The sequence below is a fragment of the Conyzicola sp. genome, from assembly GCF_046714715.1.
GTDB lineage: Bacteria > Actinomycetota > Actinomycetes > Actinomycetales > Microbacteriaceae > Conyzicola.
The window spans coordinates 1-15,790 of the sequence record NZ_JBKKAD010000004.1 but is presented as its reverse complement, the minus strand read 5'-3'; the positions used below and the strand labels follow the sequence as shown (position 1 = coordinate 15,790).

The 15,790-nt window shown below is 67.0% G+C and carries 15 protein-coding genes and 2 tRNA genes; 10 read left to right on the top strand and 7 right to left on the bottom strand.

The window, feature by feature from the left end; all coding sequences use genetic code 11:
* The coding region (locus tag ACLQ6X_RS00345; RefSeq protein ID WP_411698172.1) for a DEAD/DEAH box helicase at window positions 1-2,604 on the top strand (2,604 nt) is incomplete at its 5' end.
* Window positions 2,605-2,606: 2 nt separating this feature from the next.
* Window positions 2,607-2,768, top strand: a complete 162-nt coding sequence (locus ACLQ6X_RS00340) for a hypothetical protein (RefSeq protein WP_411698171.1) — start codon at window positions 2,607-2,609, stop codon at window positions 2,766-2,768.
* Between the two features lie 222 nt (window positions 2,769-2,990).
* Here the strand turns inward: ACLQ6X_RS00340 and mscL are convergent, their stop codons facing one another.
* Genes mscL through ACLQ6X_RS00325 form a run of 3 tightly spaced genes read right to left on the bottom strand, consistent with a single transcriptional unit; the run spans window position 2,991 to window position 4,461 of the window.
* Window positions 2,991-3,464: a large conductance mechanosensitive channel protein MscL gene (gene mscL / locus ACLQ6X_RS00335; RefSeq protein WP_411698170.1), complete on the bottom strand. Its 474-nt coding sequence runs from the start codon at window positions 3,462-3,464 to the stop codon at window positions 2,991-2,993.
* Window positions 3,465-3,512: 48 nt separating this feature from the next.
* Window positions 3,513-3,854, bottom strand: a complete 342-nt coding sequence (locus tag ACLQ6X_RS00330) for an FmdB family zinc ribbon protein (protein ID WP_411698169.1) — start codon at window positions 3,852-3,854, stop codon at window positions 3,513-3,515.
* A gap of 28 nt (window positions 3,855-3,882) precedes the next feature.
* Complete coding sequence (locus ACLQ6X_RS00325; protein WP_411698168.1) at window positions 3,883-4,461, bottom strand: 5-formyltetrahydrofolate cyclo-ligase; 579 nt, start codon at window positions 4,459-4,461, stop codon at window positions 3,883-3,885.
* A 38-nt stretch (window positions 4,462-4,499) separates the two neighbouring features.
* On the opposite strand from ACLQ6X_RS00325, the gene galU reads away from it, so the two are divergent.
* The 4 genes from galU to ACLQ6X_RS00305 all read left to right on the top strand — a co-directional run bounded on the left by galU (window position 4,500) and on the right by ACLQ6X_RS00305 (window position 7,167).
* Window positions 4,500-5,390, top strand: a complete 891-nt coding sequence (gene galU / locus ACLQ6X_RS00320) for a UTP--glucose-1-phosphate uridylyltransferase GalU (RefSeq protein ID WP_411698167.1) — start codon at window positions 4,500-4,502, stop codon at window positions 5,388-5,390.
* 6 nt (window positions 5,391-5,396) lie between these two features.
* A complete protein-coding gene (locus ACLQ6X_RS00315) occupies window positions 5,397-6,050 on the top strand; it encodes a GNAT family N-acetyltransferase (RefSeq protein WP_411698166.1) in 654 nt (217 codons plus the stop codon).
* A gap of 65 nt (window positions 6,051-6,115) precedes the next feature.
* Window positions 6,116-7,036 (top strand): hypothetical protein, encoded by a 921-nt coding sequence (locus ACLQ6X_RS00310; protein ID WP_411698165.1) that lies wholly within the window; start codon window positions 6,116-6,118, stop codon window positions 7,034-7,036.
* Between the two features lie 55 nt (window positions 7,037-7,091).
* Window positions 7,092-7,167, top strand: a tRNA-Ala gene (locus ACLQ6X_RS00305).
* A 24-nt stretch (window positions 7,168-7,191) separates the two neighbouring features.
* On the opposite strand, the gene ACLQ6X_RS00300 is transcribed toward ACLQ6X_RS00305, so the two are convergent.
* Window positions 7,192-8,097, bottom strand: a complete 906-nt coding sequence (locus tag ACLQ6X_RS00300) for a DUF4349 domain-containing protein (RefSeq protein WP_411698164.1) — start codon at window positions 8,095-8,097, stop codon at window positions 7,192-7,194.
* A 168-nt stretch (window positions 8,098-8,265) separates the two neighbouring features.
* On the opposite strand from ACLQ6X_RS00300, the gene ACLQ6X_RS00295 reads away from it, so the two are divergent.
* Together ACLQ6X_RS00295 and ACLQ6X_RS00290 are read left to right on the top strand one after the other, a co-directional pair.
* Window positions 8,266-8,481, top strand: coding sequence for a hypothetical protein (locus tag ACLQ6X_RS00295; RefSeq protein ID WP_411698163.1), 216 nt, complete (start codon window positions 8,266-8,268; stop codon window positions 8,479-8,481).
* Between the two features lie 56 nt (window positions 8,482-8,537).
* A complete protein-coding gene (locus ACLQ6X_RS00290; RefSeq protein WP_411698162.1) occupies window positions 8,538-9,524 on the top strand; it encodes an aldo/keto reductase in 987 nt (328 codons plus the stop codon).
* 153 nt (window positions 9,525-9,677) lie between these two features.
* Here the strand turns inward: ACLQ6X_RS00290 and ACLQ6X_RS00285 are convergent, their stop codons facing one another.
* Window positions 9,678-10,403: an alpha/beta fold hydrolase gene (locus ACLQ6X_RS00285; protein WP_411698161.1), complete on the bottom strand. Its 726-nt coding sequence runs from the start codon at window positions 10,401-10,403 to the stop codon at window positions 9,678-9,680.
* A gap of 4 nt (window positions 10,404-10,407) precedes the next feature.
* Window positions 10,408-11,616 carry an MFS transporter gene (locus ACLQ6X_RS00280; RefSeq protein WP_411698160.1) on the bottom strand — a complete coding sequence of 403 codons (1,209 nt, stop codon included), beginning with the start codon at window positions 11,614-11,616 and terminating at the stop codon, window positions 10,408-10,410.
* Between the two features lie 268 nt (window positions 11,617-11,884).
* Here ACLQ6X_RS00280 and ACLQ6X_RS00275 point away from each other — a divergent pair, with 268 nt between their 5' ends.
* Together ACLQ6X_RS00275 and ACLQ6X_RS00270 are read left to right on the top strand one after the other, a co-directional pair.
* Window positions 11,885-14,365, top strand: a complete 2,481-nt coding sequence (locus ACLQ6X_RS00275; protein ID WP_411698159.1) for a ribonucleoside-diphosphate reductase subunit alpha — start codon at window positions 11,885-11,887, stop codon at window positions 14,363-14,365.
* Window positions 14,366-14,449: 84 nt separating this feature from the next.
* Window positions 14,450-15,451 carry a ribonucleotide-diphosphate reductase subunit beta gene (locus tag ACLQ6X_RS00270; protein ID WP_411698158.1) on the top strand — a complete coding sequence of 334 codons (1,002 nt, stop codon included), beginning with the start codon at window positions 14,450-14,452 and terminating at the stop codon, window positions 15,449-15,451.
* A 111-nt stretch (window positions 15,452-15,562) separates the two neighbouring features.
* On the opposite strand, the gene ACLQ6X_RS00265 is transcribed toward ACLQ6X_RS00270, so the two are convergent.
* Window positions 15,563-15,636, bottom strand: a tRNA-Met gene (locus ACLQ6X_RS00265).
* Between the last annotated feature and the right edge of the window lie 154 nt (window positions 15,637-15,790).

Genomic DNA, 15,790 nt, shown 5'->3' with positions numbered 1-15,790 from the left:
GAGCGGTCTGCCCAGCCCAAGGTCGAAGAAGTGGATGACGCGCTGGTACGCCTGCGCAAGGTGCTGCTCGACTACCGCGGCGCCCTCAGCAAGCCCGACTCCGTGCTGGGCATCTCCGTGCTCGAGTGCGTCACCGAGTTGTCGAGACTCGCGCTTCTGCCCGAGCCGCCCGCAACCACCGCCCGCCTCTCCCGGTCGTCGGGCGAGTCGCTGGCGACCGACCGCCGCCGCGCCGCCGAGACCATGGTGCAGGCCGCGCAGCTCGGCGAATTCCGCTACGGCCCGGGCGACTCGCCCTGGTACGGCGCCCAGTTCGGCACGAGCGAAGAGGCCGTGCGCGCCCACGAGCTCGCCAAGAAACTGTCGCACGACGACCTCCCGCGCCTGCTCGAGCGGGCCAATGCCGTGATCAGCTCGACGAGAATGCGTCCGTTCGCCAGCATCCGGGAACTCGGCATCTACCTGCGCCTGCTGACCGACCTGCGCGACACCCTCGACAAGTTCCTGCCGATGGTGTTCGACCGGTCGATCGCCGAGCTCGTGATGGCCACCTCGCCGCGCAAGGACAGCCCGAACATGTCGGGCGCCAACCGTCGCCGGCTGAAGAAGCTCGCCCGCGAGTACGTGCGCCCGGGCGTGCACGTGAGCGACATGAACGAGGCGCTGCTGCGCATCCAGCAACAGCGCGTTCTCTGGCAGCGCTTCGTGACCGAGGGTGTGACGCCGGAGGTACCCGTGGGGATCGCCGACGTGCGTGTCGCCCTGCAGCAGGTCGAGTCCGACCTCGAGAAGCTCGACGCGCCGCTCGGCTTCGACACCCGCGAGACCTCGCTGAGCAACCTGCCGATCTCGGTGCTCGTCGACGACCTCGCCGGCCTCGCCGCCGACTCCGACGTGCTGCACAACCTGCAGGAGCGCACGGCGCTGATGAAGACGCTCGTCGACCTCGAACTCGAGCCGCTCATCACCGACCTCGCCCAGCGCCACGTGCCCGAAGAGCAGGTCGGCGCGGAGCTCGAACTCGCCTGGTGGCAGTCGGCGCTCGAGTCGCTGCTGGCCGCCGACCGAGCCCTGCTCGGCGCGAACACCCCCGTGCTCGACCGGCTCGAAGCCGACTTCCGCCTCGTCGACGACGCCCACGCGGCCGGCAGCGCCCAGCTGCTCGCGTGGCAGCTCGCCGAGAACTGGAAGATCGGCCTCGTCGACTGGCCCGACGAAGGTCGCCTGCTCAAGAAGCTGCTGCTGCGCAGCCAGATGGACGCCTTCGACCTGCAGACCACCGCGCCGCACCTGTCGCGGGCCGTCGCACCCGTCTGGCTCGCCTCGCCGTACGAGGTGCCGTCGATCGCCGACACGATGCCGTTCGACACCGTGGTGCTCGTGGATGCGGGCGCAACGACCGTCGCCGAGAACCTCGGCGCGATCCGCCGCGCAAAGCAGGTAGTGGCGTTCGGCGACCCCGTGACGCAGACCCCCGCCGCGTTCGAGGTCGCCATCGGCGAGCAGACCGAACAGCCGGCGCCCGCACCCGACGAAGAGACCCTCGAGCGGCTGCACGACGACTCGGCGCTGTCGCGGCTCGGCCAGATCCTGACCACGTTCTCGTTGACGCGCAGCTACCGCCCGGGCGGCGAAGATCTCGCCGAGCTGGTCAATCGCCGGTTCTACGGCGGTCGCATCCAATCTCTGCCCTGGGCGGGAAGCTTCCTCGGACACGGCAGTCTCGCCATGGACTTCGTGCCCGACGGCCACGGCCTGCCCGACAGCTACACGGGCGCGGTCGAGAGCGTCGACGCCGAGGTGAACCGGGTCGTCGAGCTCGTGCTCGACCACGCCGCCCAGCGTCCGCGCGAGTCGCTGATGGTCATCACCGCGAGCCCGCTGCACGCCGTGCGCGTTCAGCAGGCCGTGCTCACCGCCGTCACGACGCGCCCCGAGCTCAACGACTTCATCATCGGCGACCGTCCCGAGCCGTTCGCGGTCATGACGATCGACCAAGCCGTTGCGGAGAGTCGCGACCGGGTGATCTTCTCGATCGGCTTCGGGCGCACTCCGCACGGACGCGTGCTGTCGAACTTCGGCGTGCTCGGCCTGCCGGGCGGCGAACGCCTGCTGGCCGTCGCCATGACGCGCGCCCGTCGTTCGATGGTGATCGTGACCTGCTTCGAGCCCGCCGACATCGACGGCGACCGCATGAGCCACGGCGCCATCGCCCTCGCCGAGATTCTGGCCGAGGTCGACGCGCGCCTGGCCGACATCCCGCTTCCCGACGACAGCGACCCCATGCTCGTCGACCTCGCGCGTCGACTCGAGCACCGCGGCATCCGCGTGGCCCTCGGGCACCGCGGCAAGCTCGGACTCGTCGCGTCGCACGGCGGCGTCTGCGTCACGGTCGAGACGGACGCCGTTCTCGGCACCACCACGCTGCGCGAGTCGCTGCGCCTGCGCCCGGAACTGCTGCGCCGCCTCGGCTGGCACTACCTGCGCGTGCACGCCTTCGAGCTGTTCAGCGACCCCGACGCCGTCGCGCGCCGGGTGATGGACACGCTCGGTGTCGACTCGAGCCCCGCGACGGAGCCGATCACGATCATCCAGCCGCAGTAACCGTGGCCGCACCGGACGAACCCAAGCCGCGCCCGAAACGCCGCCGCGTCACCACCGAGCCGCCGCCCGGCAGCGACCCGACGCCGCAGCCGGAGGAGCCGCGCGGCTCGGGCACCGAGAACGACGCCCGGCTGAAGGCCGACAAGCCGCCGCACTGGGGCTAGGCGGGCCCGTTCGCAGATGAGCCGATTCCGGCCCTATGACCCCGCCGCGGATGGGTCATAGGGCCGGAATCGCCTCATTTAGGGCGCAGCACCAGGAACGGCTTCGGCTCGCCGCGGCGAAAGTGCAGTTGTGGTGGGTGGCCGGGTGGCCAGACCCGCCATTTGTGCACTATCGCCGGGTTTCGATACGGCCGCGGGCGGCCTACTCAACCAGCGGGCGCGCTAGCCGGTTACGTCGCTGTGCTTGCCCTTGGGGTCGCTGACGGCGGACGACGAGGCCGATCCGGAGGCGATGAGGTTGCGGATCTCGATGAGCAGCTCCACCTGGCTCGGCTCCTTGGCGGGGTCTTCGACGCCCGCCGCGATCTGCTCCTTCTTCTTGAGGAACGACGACTTCTTGAGGTAGTTGATCGGGATGATCAGCGCGAAGTAGACGACCGCGGCAACGAGCAGGAACTGGATGACCGCCGCGATCACGACACCGAACTTGATCGTCGCCTCCGCACCTCCCGTGGTCGGGATGACGACGTTGAGGGCGTTATCGAGGTCTTTCGCGTTGAACAGCGCGCCGATAGCGGGGTTGAACACCGCCGTCACGATCGCGTTCACGATGGCCGTGAATGCGGCTCCGATGACCACTGCGACCGCGAGGTCGATCACGTTTCCGCGGAGGATGAACTCCTTGAAACCCTTCATGCACAGACTCCTTGAGCTAGGGGCGAGCGAAAAATGCTCGCCACCAGCCTAAACGGAGGGTTTGGCGGCCGGCGACGACGCCGGAGCGGCGGCCGGCGCGGCAGGAGCGGACGCGGTCGAGGCCGCGGGAGCGGCGGCGGGTGCCGAAGTAGAGGAGGACGAGGACGAGTCCGCCGCGGTCGACTTCTTGCCCGGTGCATCCGACGTCTTGTTTTCGCTGCGCGAGTCGTTGCGGTAGAAACCGCTGCCGGTGAAGCTCACGCCGATGGGTGAGAACACCTTGCGCACGGGCCGGCCGTCGGGGCCCTGCGTGAGGTCGGCGTCGGTGAACGACTGGTAGACGTCGAAGGTCTCGTCGCTGTCGAGGTACTTGTAACTGTAGGTAGGCAAGAAAAAAGCTCCTGTGAAGAGGGCGGCGCTAGAACTTCGTGATGCCGCCGGGCGTAACGACGCCGTTGACTCGCTGGTCGTGCACCTCGCTGGGCACCGTGTCGACAAGTTCACTGTCGAAGATCACAGCATAGACCGGCGGGCAGCGTTCCATGCTTCCGAGGGTCTTGTCGAAGTAGCCGCGGCCCCAGCCCATGCGCATGCCGGTGCGGTCGACCGTCGCGGCCGGCACGATGATGAGGTCGACGTCGTTGATCGCGATCGGCCCGAGAACCTCGGTCGTCGGCGTCGGCATGCCGAACACGTCCTCGTCTTCGTCTTTGCCGTCGTAGGGTGCCCAGTCGAGCAGGCCGTCTTCGCGGGAGATGGGGAGCAGAACCCGGATGCCCCGGTCGCACGCCCAGTGCAGGAAGTCGCGGGTGTTCGGTTCGTCTGGGGTCGAGAGGTAGGCCGCAACCGAGGTGACCCCGAGCTCGCTGGTCAGCTGTTCGAGGTTGCGGGTGACTCCCGCGGTGGCGTTTTCACGCTCGTCAGACGTGATGATGCGTCGTCGTTCGCGCAGTTCGGCGCGGAGTGCCCGCTTTTCGTTGGTGATGTCATCGGACATTCTGCAATCCTACGAGGTTGACCTATAGCCTTACTTGTATGGCATCCAGAATTACCAAAGCAGTCATTCCAGCCGCGGGTTTGGGAACACGATTCCTCCCCGCCACGAAAGCAATGCCGAAGGAGATGCTCCCGGTCGTCGATAAGCCGGCGATCCAGTACGTGGTCGAAGAAGCAGTAGCCGCCGGACTCACCGACGTGCTGCTCATCACCGGCCGCAACAAGACCGCGCTCGAGAACCACTTCGACCGCGCGACCGAGCTCGAAGCCACCCTGACCACCAAGGGAGACACCGACAAGCTGCACAAGGTCGAGTACTCCAACGACCTCGCCGACATGCACTATGTGCGCCAGGGCGACCCCCGCGGACTCGGCCACGCCGTGCTCCGCGTGCACATGCACGTCGGAAACCAGCCGTTCGCCGTTCTGCTCGGCGACGACCTCATCGACTCGCGCGACGTACTGCTGTCGCGCATGATCGAAGAGCAGAACAAGCGCGAGTGCACCGTGATCGCGCTCATGGAGGTCGACCCCTCGGTCGCCCACATGTACGGTGTCGCGACCGTCGAAGCCACCGGCAACCCGGATGTCGTCAAGGTGCTCGACCTGGTCGAGAAGCCGGCGGAGGGAACCGCTCCCTCTAACTACGCGATCATCGGCCGTTACGTTCTTCAGCCCGACGTCTTCGACGTTCTCGAGAACACGCCCCCCGGCAAGGGCAACGAGATCCAGCTCACCGACGCTCTGCGCACCCTGGCGAAGAACAACATCGCCGGTGGCGTCTACGGCGTCGTCTTCCGCGGCCGCCGCTACGACACGGGCGACCGCCTCGACTACATCAAGGCGATCGTGCAGCTCGCCGTCGAACGCGAAGACCTCGGTCCCGAGCTGCGTCCGTGGCTGAAGGAGTTCTCCTCCACGCTGGAGTAACCACCCATGCCGAACCTCATCCCCACCCTGCGCGACGGGGACATCTCGATTCGACCGGTTCGACTTCGGGACGCCCGCACTCTGGAACGCGAACTGCTCGATAACCGCACCTGGTTGCGTAAATGGGAAGCGACCAACCCCGTTGGTCCGATGAGCTTCGACGTGCGCTCCAGCATCCGTCACCTCCAATCCAACGCCCGCGCCGGGCTCGGCCTGCCATTCGTCATCGAATATCGGGGCGAGCTCGCCGGGCAGTTGAACGTCTCGTCGATCAGCTACGGCTCGGTGTCGATGGCCACCATCGGCTACTGGGTGTCCGAGCGGTTCGCCGGCAAAGGACTCACCCCGACGGCCGTAGCGCTCGCGAGCGACCACTGCTTCTTCACCGTGGGACTGCACCGCATCGAGATCTGCATCCGCCCCGAGAACGAACCGTCGTTGCGTGTCGTCGAGAAGCTCGGCTTCCGCTACGAGGGGCTGCGCCGCCGGTACATCCACATCAACGGTGACTGGCGCGACCACTTCTGTTTCGCGCTGACCGTCGAAGAGGTGCCCACGGGTGTGCTGCGGCGGTGGAAAGGCGGCCTCGTGCCCGCCGAGAACGCCGCGATCCCCGAGAGCGACCGCGCCGCCGCGCAGCGCCCGCTCGCGATCGGCTGACACTTTCGCTGGAACACACCCCGTGTCATCCATTAATAAAACGGATGCGCCCCTAGCGTAGGCACATGGACCTTTCGGGCGGACTCAGCAGTGGCGCCATGCTCGCGCTTGCCGCGGGCCTCTGGCTGGTGTACCTCATTCCCACCTGGCTCAGGCGCCGCGAGTACCTCGCGACCGAGCGCAACGCCGTGCGGCTGCAGCAGACGCTGCGCATCCTCGCCGAGAGCGCGGAGATCCCCACCGCGGTGCGCGCCGAGACCAGCGCGAAGAGCGTCGCCGCATTCCAGCGCAGCCTCCTGCAGCAGGAACAGCTCGCCGAAGCGGTGACCCGGGCCCGCGATGCGGCGGCCACCCGCACCATGGGACGCCAGCTCGCTCAGGCCCAGCCCGCACTCGCCGCGGTGGTCAGCTCGCGGACGCTCGCGTCGCGCCGCCTGCGCCGGACGCGGGCCGTGACATCCGCGGTATTTTTCGTCTCGGTCATCGCCCTCGCCGTTCAGCTGGTGCTGCTCGCGACCACGGGCGTCGGTGCAGGCACCCCCGCCGTTCTCGCCTTCGGTGCGATCGGCTCGGTGACCTCGTTCGCCATGCTCGGCCGGCTCGCATCGATCAGCCGCGCCCGTACCGCCGCGCTCGTGCAGCGGCCCGTCGCCCGCGACACCCAGCGCACGGCCCCGGTCGCCCGCGAGGCCGCCGCCCCCGTCGCCGAGAAGCAGTGGACCCCGGTGCCGTTGCCCAAGCCCCTCTACCTGTCGCGCCCCGTCGCCGAGCCGGTCGTCATCGTCGCCGACGAGGTCGCCGCCGAGCTCCGGGAGGCCGCGGCCGCCGCAGAACGTGCACGCCGCGCGGCAGAAGCCGCCCCCGTGGCGGTGCCGATTCCGATCACCCGCCCGAGCCGTTTCGCGGCCATGGGCATCGTCGACGAGAACGCCGTCGCGACGCCCGACCTCGACGCGGTGCTACGTCGCAGGCGCACAGCCAGCTAGGGTCGCCCGACGATCCGCCCTCCGTCGCTATCGTGATAACGTAGCTACGCAACACGGGCCCTTGGCGCAGTTGGTAGCGCGCCTCGTTCGCATCGAGGAGGTCAGGAGTTCAAATCTCCTAGGGTCCACCACTGTTGTAACGAAACCCCCGCCGGTCAGCCGGCGGGGGTTTCTGCGTGTTCCGCGCGACGGCGGCGGATCACCAGGAGGGCGACCAGCGCGGCGACGCCCGCCAGCACGATCCACGGCAGCAGCACCCCGAACGCGACGAGCAGGAAGCTCACAAAGCCGGTGAAGGCCGCCCACCCGGCGACCAGCCCGCTCACGAAGGTGTCGGGCTCGTCGACCGGGGCATCCGTCACCGAGATCAGCGACAGCTCGATCGTCGACAGGTCGACCTGATCGGCGAGCGAACGCCGCTGCGCCTCCATCGACTCGAGGTTGCCCTGCCGCTCGCTGATCGCGGTCTCGAGCTCGATGAGCACCTTGGTGTCGGTCGCGGTCGCGAGCAGCGCGGTCAGCCGGTCGACGGACGCCCTCAGCGCGGAGATGCGCGCGTCGAGATCCTGGGCCTGCGCCGTGACATCGACCGCGTTGAGCGCGACGTGCTCGGTGTCGCCGAGGGCCTTGAGTTCGTCGAGGGTGGCGGTGAGCGAGGCGGACGGGATGCGCAGGCTGAGCGTCGCCGAACCGTTGGTGTTCTCGGTCGGGGCGTTCTCGGTGCGGGCGTCGACCCGTCCGCCGGCGCCCTCCACGATACGCACGGCATCGGTCGCGGCCGCGATCGGATCGTCGGCGGTGACCGTCATGGTTCCCGTGGTCACGACCGAGCGTGTGGCCTCCGCGAGGGATTGGGGAGCCGCGGCATCCGCTGCTCGCGAACCCCCGCTGTCGCCCGGCACCACCGCCTCGCTCGGGGCGAACTCGCTCACGCCGGGTTCGCTCACGCCGGGTTCGCTCACGGCCGGTGCCGACTGCTCGCTCGAGCTCTGTGACGTCGTGCAGCCCGCGAGCGACACCGCGGCTGCCAAGAGTGCTGTGGATAGGAGAATTCGCCTCATGCTGCGAAGGTACGACCGCGACGGGGCGACCGCTACCCAACGTTTGACACGATTCGTACGTCAATCCGCGGGGCGGCTCGCCGATTTCGCGGAGGCGAAGTCAACCACTGGAGGCCGCGGCAGGGCCGAATTAGCCTCGGTTATGACCATTCGATCAAGGGAGAAATGATGGGCGTATTCGACAATGCCAAGGACGCCGCGGAGGCGACCGGCAAGAAGGTCGGCGAGTGGGCGGATGACACGAAAGACCGCATCGGCGACAAAGTCGACGAGGTCAAGGCCGACGCCGAGGTGAAGCGGACGGAAGGCGACGTGAAGAAGGCAGAAGCCGAGCGCGACGCCACCCACGCCAAGAACGACTACAAGGAGAACCTGCGCGACTAGGCTCATCCGCCGACGGGGGTGGGGCCCCAGCGGCCCCGCCCCCGTAGTCTTTTGCCATGGACACACGCAACGCAGCGCGCATCGGCAGAGACCTCTCGGTCATCGGACTCGGCACCTGGCAACTCGGTGCCGACTGGGGAGATGTGAGCGAGGCGGATGCCCGAGCGGTTCTCGACGCATCCGTCGAGGCGGGGGTCACCGTATTCGACACCGCAGACGTGTACGGCGACGGCCGCAGCGAGCAGATCATCGGCTGCTACCTCGCCGACAACCCCGACCTCGACATCTTCGTCGCGACCAAGATGGGCCGCCGGGAGAACCAGGACCCCGCGAACTTCACGCTCGACAAGTTCCGCGAGTGGACCGACCGGTCGCGCACCAACCTGCGGGTCGACACCCTCGACCTCGTGCAGCTGCACTGCCCGCCGACACCCGTGTTCTCGACCGACGCCGTGTACGACGCGCTCGACACGCTCGTGTCCGAGGGCGCCATCGCGCGCTACGGCGTGAGCGTGGAGACCGTCGACGAGGCCCTAGCCGCGATCGAGCGCCCGGGCCTCGCGAGCGTGCAGATCATCGTGAACGCCTTCCGGCTGAAGCCGCTCGAACGCGTGCTGCCGGCCGCGGCAGCGGCCGGTGTCGCCGTCGTCACGCGCGTACCGCTCGCCTCGGGGCTGCTCAGCGGCAAGTACACGGCCGACACGACGTTCGCGGCCAACGACCACCGCACGTTCAACCGCCACGGCGAGTCGTTCGACGTGGGGGAGACCTTCTCGGGCGTCGACTTCGAGCGCGGGGTCGCTGCCGCTCAGGAGTTCTCGGCACTCGCCGCGACCGTCGATCTCACGCCGCCCGTCGCGGCCCTCGCCTGGCTCGCCCAGCTCGACGGCGTCACGACCGTGATCCCCGGCGCGCGCAATGTGGAGCAGGCTCGCGCGAACGCCTCCGCCGGGTCGGTGGCGCCGCTGCCGGAGTCGTTCGGCGCCGCGGTCACCGACATCTACGACCGCTACTTCCGTGAGGCCGTGCACGGCCGCTGGTAGCGGCCGGCACTGCGGCGGTGGCGAATCTCCCGATGCACACGGCAGTCTCTAAAACGAAGGTTCAGTTCGTGCTGACGTCAGCGCGAACTGAACCTTCGAATCGGGGTGTGCCGCAGTAAGGGCACCCGGAAGCGAGTGTCGCTGCCGCGTAGCTCAGCCCAACCACTCCCGCAGCAGCGCGAGCGTCTCGTCGGGGCGGTCGCGGTGCGGGGAGTGGCCCGAGCCCTGGATCACCCGGTAGTCGATGATCGGGTTCGCGGCCGTCAGCGCTTCTGCGGTCGTGGTCGGCAGCATGCTGTAGACGGCGTGGTCGCCGCCGACGATCAGGGTCGGCACGGCCAGGAGTTTGGCTTCGTGGAGCGCGGTCCACGGGGTGTTGTGGGCGATGGTGCGCTCCACCATGTCGGCCGTGGCCTTCGCGGTCGCCGTCGCCTTGTGCGAGACGTCGAGCGGATGCCACGTGGGACGCAGTTCTCGGAAGCCCGCCTCGTCGAGCTCGAGTTCGCCCAGTTCGCCGGCGAGCAGCCCGTCGAGTTCGGCGGTCGGCAGCACGAGCGCCGGATCGAGCAGCACGAGCCGCTCTGCGAAGCCGGGGCGCAGCGCGGCCAGCGTGGCGACGGCACCGCCCAGCGAATGCCCGACCACGACGTTCCAGCCGGTGCGGGGCAGGTCGCTCGCGTAGTCGGCGAACGCGTAGCCGTCGGCGGCCGGTGCGTCGCCGTTTCCGCGCAGGTCGACGGCGGTGACGTGCCAGCCGGCGTCGGCGAGCGACTCGCCCACCCGCCACCAGGTGGCGCCGCTCGAGGTGAGGCCGTGCACGAGCAGGGCGCGGCGGTCGGCCTGCGGGTCGCCCCAGGTGGTGGTGGGAAGTTCGGGCATCGCGCTAGCTCGGCTGGATCGGGATGGGGGCCGTGTCGGGCAGTGACGTGAGTTCACGGCCGCGCAGGTCGGGGTGCCAGCCGCGCAATACGAGCGGGATCACGAAGCCGACGAACGCGAAGCCCGCCGCGACCATGAATCCGCCGATGGCACCGTTCGCGTCGATGAGGAAACCGGCGATGGCCGACCCGATCGCGGCGCCGATGAGCTGCCCGGTGCCGACCCAGCCGTAGGCCTCCGCGGTGTCGCTGAACTTCACCGTGGCCGACACGATGGCGAACATCACGGCGAGGGCGGGGGCGATTCCGATGCCGGCAATGAGCAACGCGAACGCGAGCCACCAGAAGTCGAGTGAGGCCAAGGCGAGGGCCATACCCACGAAGACGGCGAACATGCGGCGTGCCATCGCCCACGGGCCCACGGGGAGGTGGCCGAGGGCTAGTCCTCCGGCGAGGGAGCCGAGCGCGAAGATCGCGAGGATGATGCCCGACTCGGCGCCGCCCTCGCCGAAGGTCGCGACGACGGCCGCCTCGACGGCCGCGCAGGCGCCGATGAGCAGGAAGCCCGTGATGGTGGAGAGCAGCACGGCCGGCTTCTTGAGCACGACGCCGAGCTTTCGCTTGCTGCGCGGGATGCGCACGCGCCCCACCTCGGGCGACAGGATAAACCAGAGGCCGCCGCCGACCATCAGCACGCCCGCGAGCACGATTGCGAGCGAGGTCGAGATCTGCACGGCGACGAAGGTCGTGATGACGGGGCCGGCGACCCAGATGATCTCCTGCGCCGACGCGTCGAGCGAGAACAGCGGGGTCAGCTGCTTCGAGTTGACCATCTTGGGGTAAATGGTGCGCACGGCCGGCTGGATCGGCGGGGTCGAGAGGCCGCAGATGAGGCCCACGATCATGTAGGCCCACACCGGCATCACGATGAAGGCCATGCAGAAGATCGAGATGGTGCAGACCACCATCGTGAGCACGAGCACTTTGCGCATGCTCCAGACGCCCATCCAGCGGCTGGTGAGCGGCCCGGCGATGGCCTGGCCGATGCTCGTCGCGGCGAGCACGAGGCCGGCGGCGCCGTACGAATTGTGGATGTGCTCGATGTGCAGCAGGTACGCCAGCGACAGCATTCCCGAGGGGAACCGGGCGGTCAACTGCGCCGCGATGATGCGGGCGACCCCGGGGGTTTTCAACAGGCTGGCGTAGCTACTCACCGGCCTAGTCTACGGAGTCGCCGCGACATCCGGCCCGCTCGCGAACGCGCTCCGCTGTCCGCCGCGCGATCCGGTCTGTGGCCGGCAAAAGGGCGTCGGGGGTCGCCCGTAGCCTGTGGAATCTGGGGACAAAGTTATCCACACCTGTGGATGACACGCCCACTACATGTAGGGATCGCTTTCTGTCGGAACCCCGATATATAGTGGTGGAAGAGCCAAGGCAGCGACTGGGGGTTGCTGCCAAATCTGGGCATTTTTAGGAGCATTCGTGGGAATCACAGTAGTAAAGCGCAACGGCGAGCGAGAGCCGTACGACGCCAACAAAATCAACCTCGCCATCGAGCACGCCACATACGGTCTCGACGACAACATCACCTGGGTCACGCAGATCGCTTCGGAACTCGAGCTCACGCTCTTCGACGGCATCACCACCCAGCAGCTCGACGAGGCCGTCATCCAGGTCGCGCTGCAGAACGTGAAAGACGACCCGGCGTTCGACGTCGTGGCCGCCCGCCTGCTGCTCAAGACCATCTACAAGCGCGTGCTCGGTCACTACTCCGGCGCCGACGAACTGAAGGCGCTGCACGCCAGCCACTTCGAGGCCAACGTGCGTCGCGGCGTCGAAGAGGGACTCCTCGACTCGCGCCTCGTCGAACTCTTCGACTTCGCCGCACTCTCCGCCGCACTCGAGCCCTCCCACGACGAGCTCCTCAAGTACATCGGCGTCGTCACTCTGAACAACCGCTACGGCATCAAGGGCCGCAACGGCGACGCGCTCGAGGTGCCCCAGTACTTCTGGATGCGCATCGCGATGGGCCTCTCGCTCAACGAGCAGAACCCCACCGAGCACGCCATCGCCTTCTACGAGAAGATGTCGAAGCTCGAGTACCTCGCAGCCGGCTCCACCCTCGTGAACGCGGGCACCGTCTACCCCCAGCTCGCCAACTGCTTCGTCATGGAAATGCAAGACGACATGGAGCACATCGCGAAGACCACCCGCGACGTCATGTGGCTCACCAAGGGCACCGGCGGAATCGGACTCTCGGTCACCAAGCTGCGCGCCCAGGGCTCGCCCATCCGCTCGAACAACACCACCTCGACCGGCCCGATCCCGTTCATGCACACGATCGACTCCATCCTGCGGGCGGTGAGCCGAGGCGGTAAGAAGTTCGGTGCCCTCGCGTTCTACATGGAGAACTGGCACCTCGACTTCCCGGAGTTTCTCGACCTGCGCCAGAACTCCGGCGACCCGTACCGCCGCACCCGCACCGCCAACACCGCGGTCTGGATCAGCGACGAGTTCATGAAGCGCGTGCAGAACGACGACTTCTGGTACCTGTTCGACCCGCTGGAGGTCGCCGACCTCAACGAGCTCTACGGCCAGGCCTTCTCGACTCGCTACAACGAGTACGTGGCCAAGGCCGAGGCCGGCGAGATGCGCATGTTCAAGAAGATGGGCGCCCGCGAGCAGTTCAAGTCGATCCTCCTCTCGCTGCAGAGCACCGCTCACCCGTGGCTCACCTGGAAGGACACGATCAACAACCGTGCGCTGAACAACAACACGGGAACGATCCACCTGTCCAACCTCTGCACCGAGATCACGCTGCCGCAGGACGAAGACAACGTCTCCGTCTGCAACCTCGCGTCGATCAACCTGTCGCGTCACCTCGACGACGCAGGCAAGCTCGACTTCTCGAAGATCGAGGAGAGCGCGCGCCTCGCGGTTCGCCAGCTCGACAACCTGATCGACATCACGCGTTCCAGCGTGAAGGAGGCGGACTTCTCGAACGAGCAGAACCGCGCCGTCGGTCTGGGCGTCATGGGCTTCACCGACATCATCGAGCGCATGGGCATCAGCTACGAGAGCGAAGAGTCGTACGACCTGATCGACGAGATCATGGAGCACGTCTCCTACGCGGCGATCGACGAGAGCGCCAACCTCGCCCAGGAGCGCGGTGCCTACAAGAACTTCGCCGGCTCGCGTTGGGCTCAGGGTCTGGTGCCGATCGACTCGATCGCGCTCACCGAGGCCGACCGCGGCCAGGAGATCAAGGTCAACCGCAAGACCCGCCTCGACTGGGACGCCCTGCGTCTCAAGGTCAAGGGTGGAATGCGCAACGCGACGCTCATGGCGATCGCGCCCACCGCGTCGATCGGTCTCGTCGCGGGCACCACGCCCGGCCTCGACCCGCAGTTCTCGCAGATCTTCAGCCGCGCAACCTCGAACGGCAAGTTCCTCGAGGTCAACCGCAACCTGGTGACCGACCTGCAGAACCTCGGACTCTGGGACTCCACCAAAGAGACCATCCTGCGCAGCCAGGGTGACATCCAGAACATCGCGTCGATCCCCGACTCGGTCAAGGCCACCTACAAGACGAGCTTCCAGCTCTCGCCCTACTCGTTCCTCGAGGTCGCGGCGCGTGCGCAGAAGTGGATCGACCAGGCCATCAGCCGCAACATGTACCTCGAGACGCGCGACATCGGCGACATGATGGAGATCTACATGGGAGCGTGGGAGCGCGGCGTGAAGACGACGTACTACCTGCACATGAAGCCCCGTCACACCGCCGAGCAGTCCACCGTCAAGGTGAACAAGTCGGAGGAGATCGGCGACGGCGCCAAGAAGGGCTTCGGAGCCCCGAAGGCCACGGTCGGTGCCGGAACAAGCGGTGCCGGAACAAGCGGTGCCGCGGATGTCGCGGCTCCCGCAGCCCCACGCAAGGGCTTCGGCTTCGGAGGTGTCAAGTAATGGGACCCGACGACTACTACGTGCCCGTAGACCCGATGGACGAACTTCAGTGCGACAGCTGCCAGTAAAGGAATTGAAAAGATAATGGGAATCCTCGGAACCGGCCTGCAGGACGGCCTCCTCCTCAAACCGATCAAGTACCAGTGGGCGATGGACCTGTACGACCAGGCCGTAGCGAACACCTGGTTCCCGAACGAGATCCAGCTCGGCGAAGACATCGCGGACTTCAAGAAGATGTCCGACGAAGAGCGCCACGCGGTGACGTTCCTCATGAGCTACTTCAACCCGAACGAGCTGCTCGTCAACAAGGCCCTGGCCTTCGGCGTGTACCCCTACGTCTCGGCGGCGGAGTGCAGCATCTACCTCGCGAAGCAGATGTGGGAAGAAGCCAACCACTGCATGAGCTTCGAGTACGTGCTCGAGACCTTCCCGATCGACCGGGAGGCCGCGTACAACTCGCACGTCGACATCCCGTCGATGGCGCGTAAGGAAGAGTTCGAGATGAAGTACATCCGTCGCATGACGGAGCAGACTCTCGACATCTCCACGGTCGAGGGCAAGCAGGACTTCGTGCGCAACCTCGTGGCGTACAACGTCATCCTCGAGGGCGTCTGGTTCTACTCGGGCTTCATGGTCGCCCTGAGCTTCCGCCAGCGCAACCTGCTGCGTAACTTCGGTTCGCTCATGGACTGGGTCGTGCGCGACGAGAGCCTGCACCTCAAGTTCGGCATCAACCTCATCCTCACCGTGCTGGAGGAGAACCCCGAGGTCGGAACCGAGGAGTTCGCCGCCGAGATCAAGCAGATGATCCTCGACGCCGTCGAGATGGAGGAGGAGTACAACCGCGACCTCCTGCCCAACGGCATCCTCGGCCTCAACGCCACGTACATCAACCAGTACGTGAAGTACCTCGCCGACCGCCGCCTCGAGGAGCTGGGATTCGACGCGCACTACAACGTGTCGAACCCGGCCAAGTGGATGGCAGCAGCGAACGACACCCTGCAGCTCGTGAATTTCTTCGAGTCGACCAACACATCGTACGAGTCGAACGCCTCCGCCACCGCGAAGGCGCCCGCGAACGCGTAGCAGTAGAACTATCGCCGGTTGAGTAGGTCGCGAAGCGACCGTATCGAAACCCCCCGGCGGGTTTCGATACGGCCGTGGACGGCCTACTCGACCGGCATTCGTCGTTAATCGACGCGACGGCAGGATTCGAACCTGCGACTGACGGGTTATGAGTCCGTTCCCTTTGACCACTTGGGCACGCCGCGATGTGGTTCCACCGTAGGCACGAGCGAGCCCGCTCGCCCGAATGTGACGGTTGCCTACGCTAAATGACGCAATGCTCAGGGAGTTGCCCCGGCGCTGACGGCGGCGTAGCGTGCGAAGAAACACCCGGTCAACGACGACAGGAGATTCACGATG

Coding starts and splice junctions, on each gene's coding strand:
- ACLQ6X_RS00290 (WP_411698162.1), top strand. CDS start 8,538: ATGGACACACGCAACGCAGCGCGCATCGGCAGAGACCTCTCGGTCATC.
- ACLQ6X_RS00270 (WP_411698158.1), top strand. CDS start 14,450: ATGGGAATCCTCGGAACCGGCCTGCAGGACGGCCTCCTCCTCAAACCG.
- ACLQ6X_RS00295 (WP_411698163.1), top strand. CDS start 8,266: ATGGGCGTATTCGACAATGCCAAGGACGCCGCGGAGGCGACCGGCAAG.
- ACLQ6X_RS00325 (WP_411698168.1), bottom strand. CDS start 4,461: ATGTCCGATGACATCACCAACGAAAAGCGGGCACTCCGCGCCGAACTG.
- galU (WP_411698167.1), top strand. CDS start 4,500: ATGGCATCCAGAATTACCAAAGCAGTCATTCCAGCCGCGGGTTTGGGA.
- ACLQ6X_RS00315 (WP_411698166.1), top strand. CDS start 5,397: ATGCCGAACCTCATCCCCACCCTGCGCGACGGGGACATCTCGATTCGA.
- mscL (WP_411698170.1), bottom strand. CDS start 3,464: ATGAAGGGTTTCAAGGAGTTCATCCTCCGCGGAAACGTGATCGACCTC.
- ACLQ6X_RS00285 (WP_411698161.1), bottom strand. CDS start 10,403: ATGCCCGAACTTCCCACCACCACCTGGGGCGACCCGCAGGCCGACCGC.
- ACLQ6X_RS00300 (WP_411698164.1), bottom strand. CDS start 8,097: ATGAGGCGAATTCTCCTATCCACAGCACTCTTGGCAGCCGCGGTGTCG.
- ACLQ6X_RS00310 (WP_411698165.1), top strand. CDS start 6,116: ATGGACCTTTCGGGCGGACTCAGCAGTGGCGCCATGCTCGCGCTTGCC.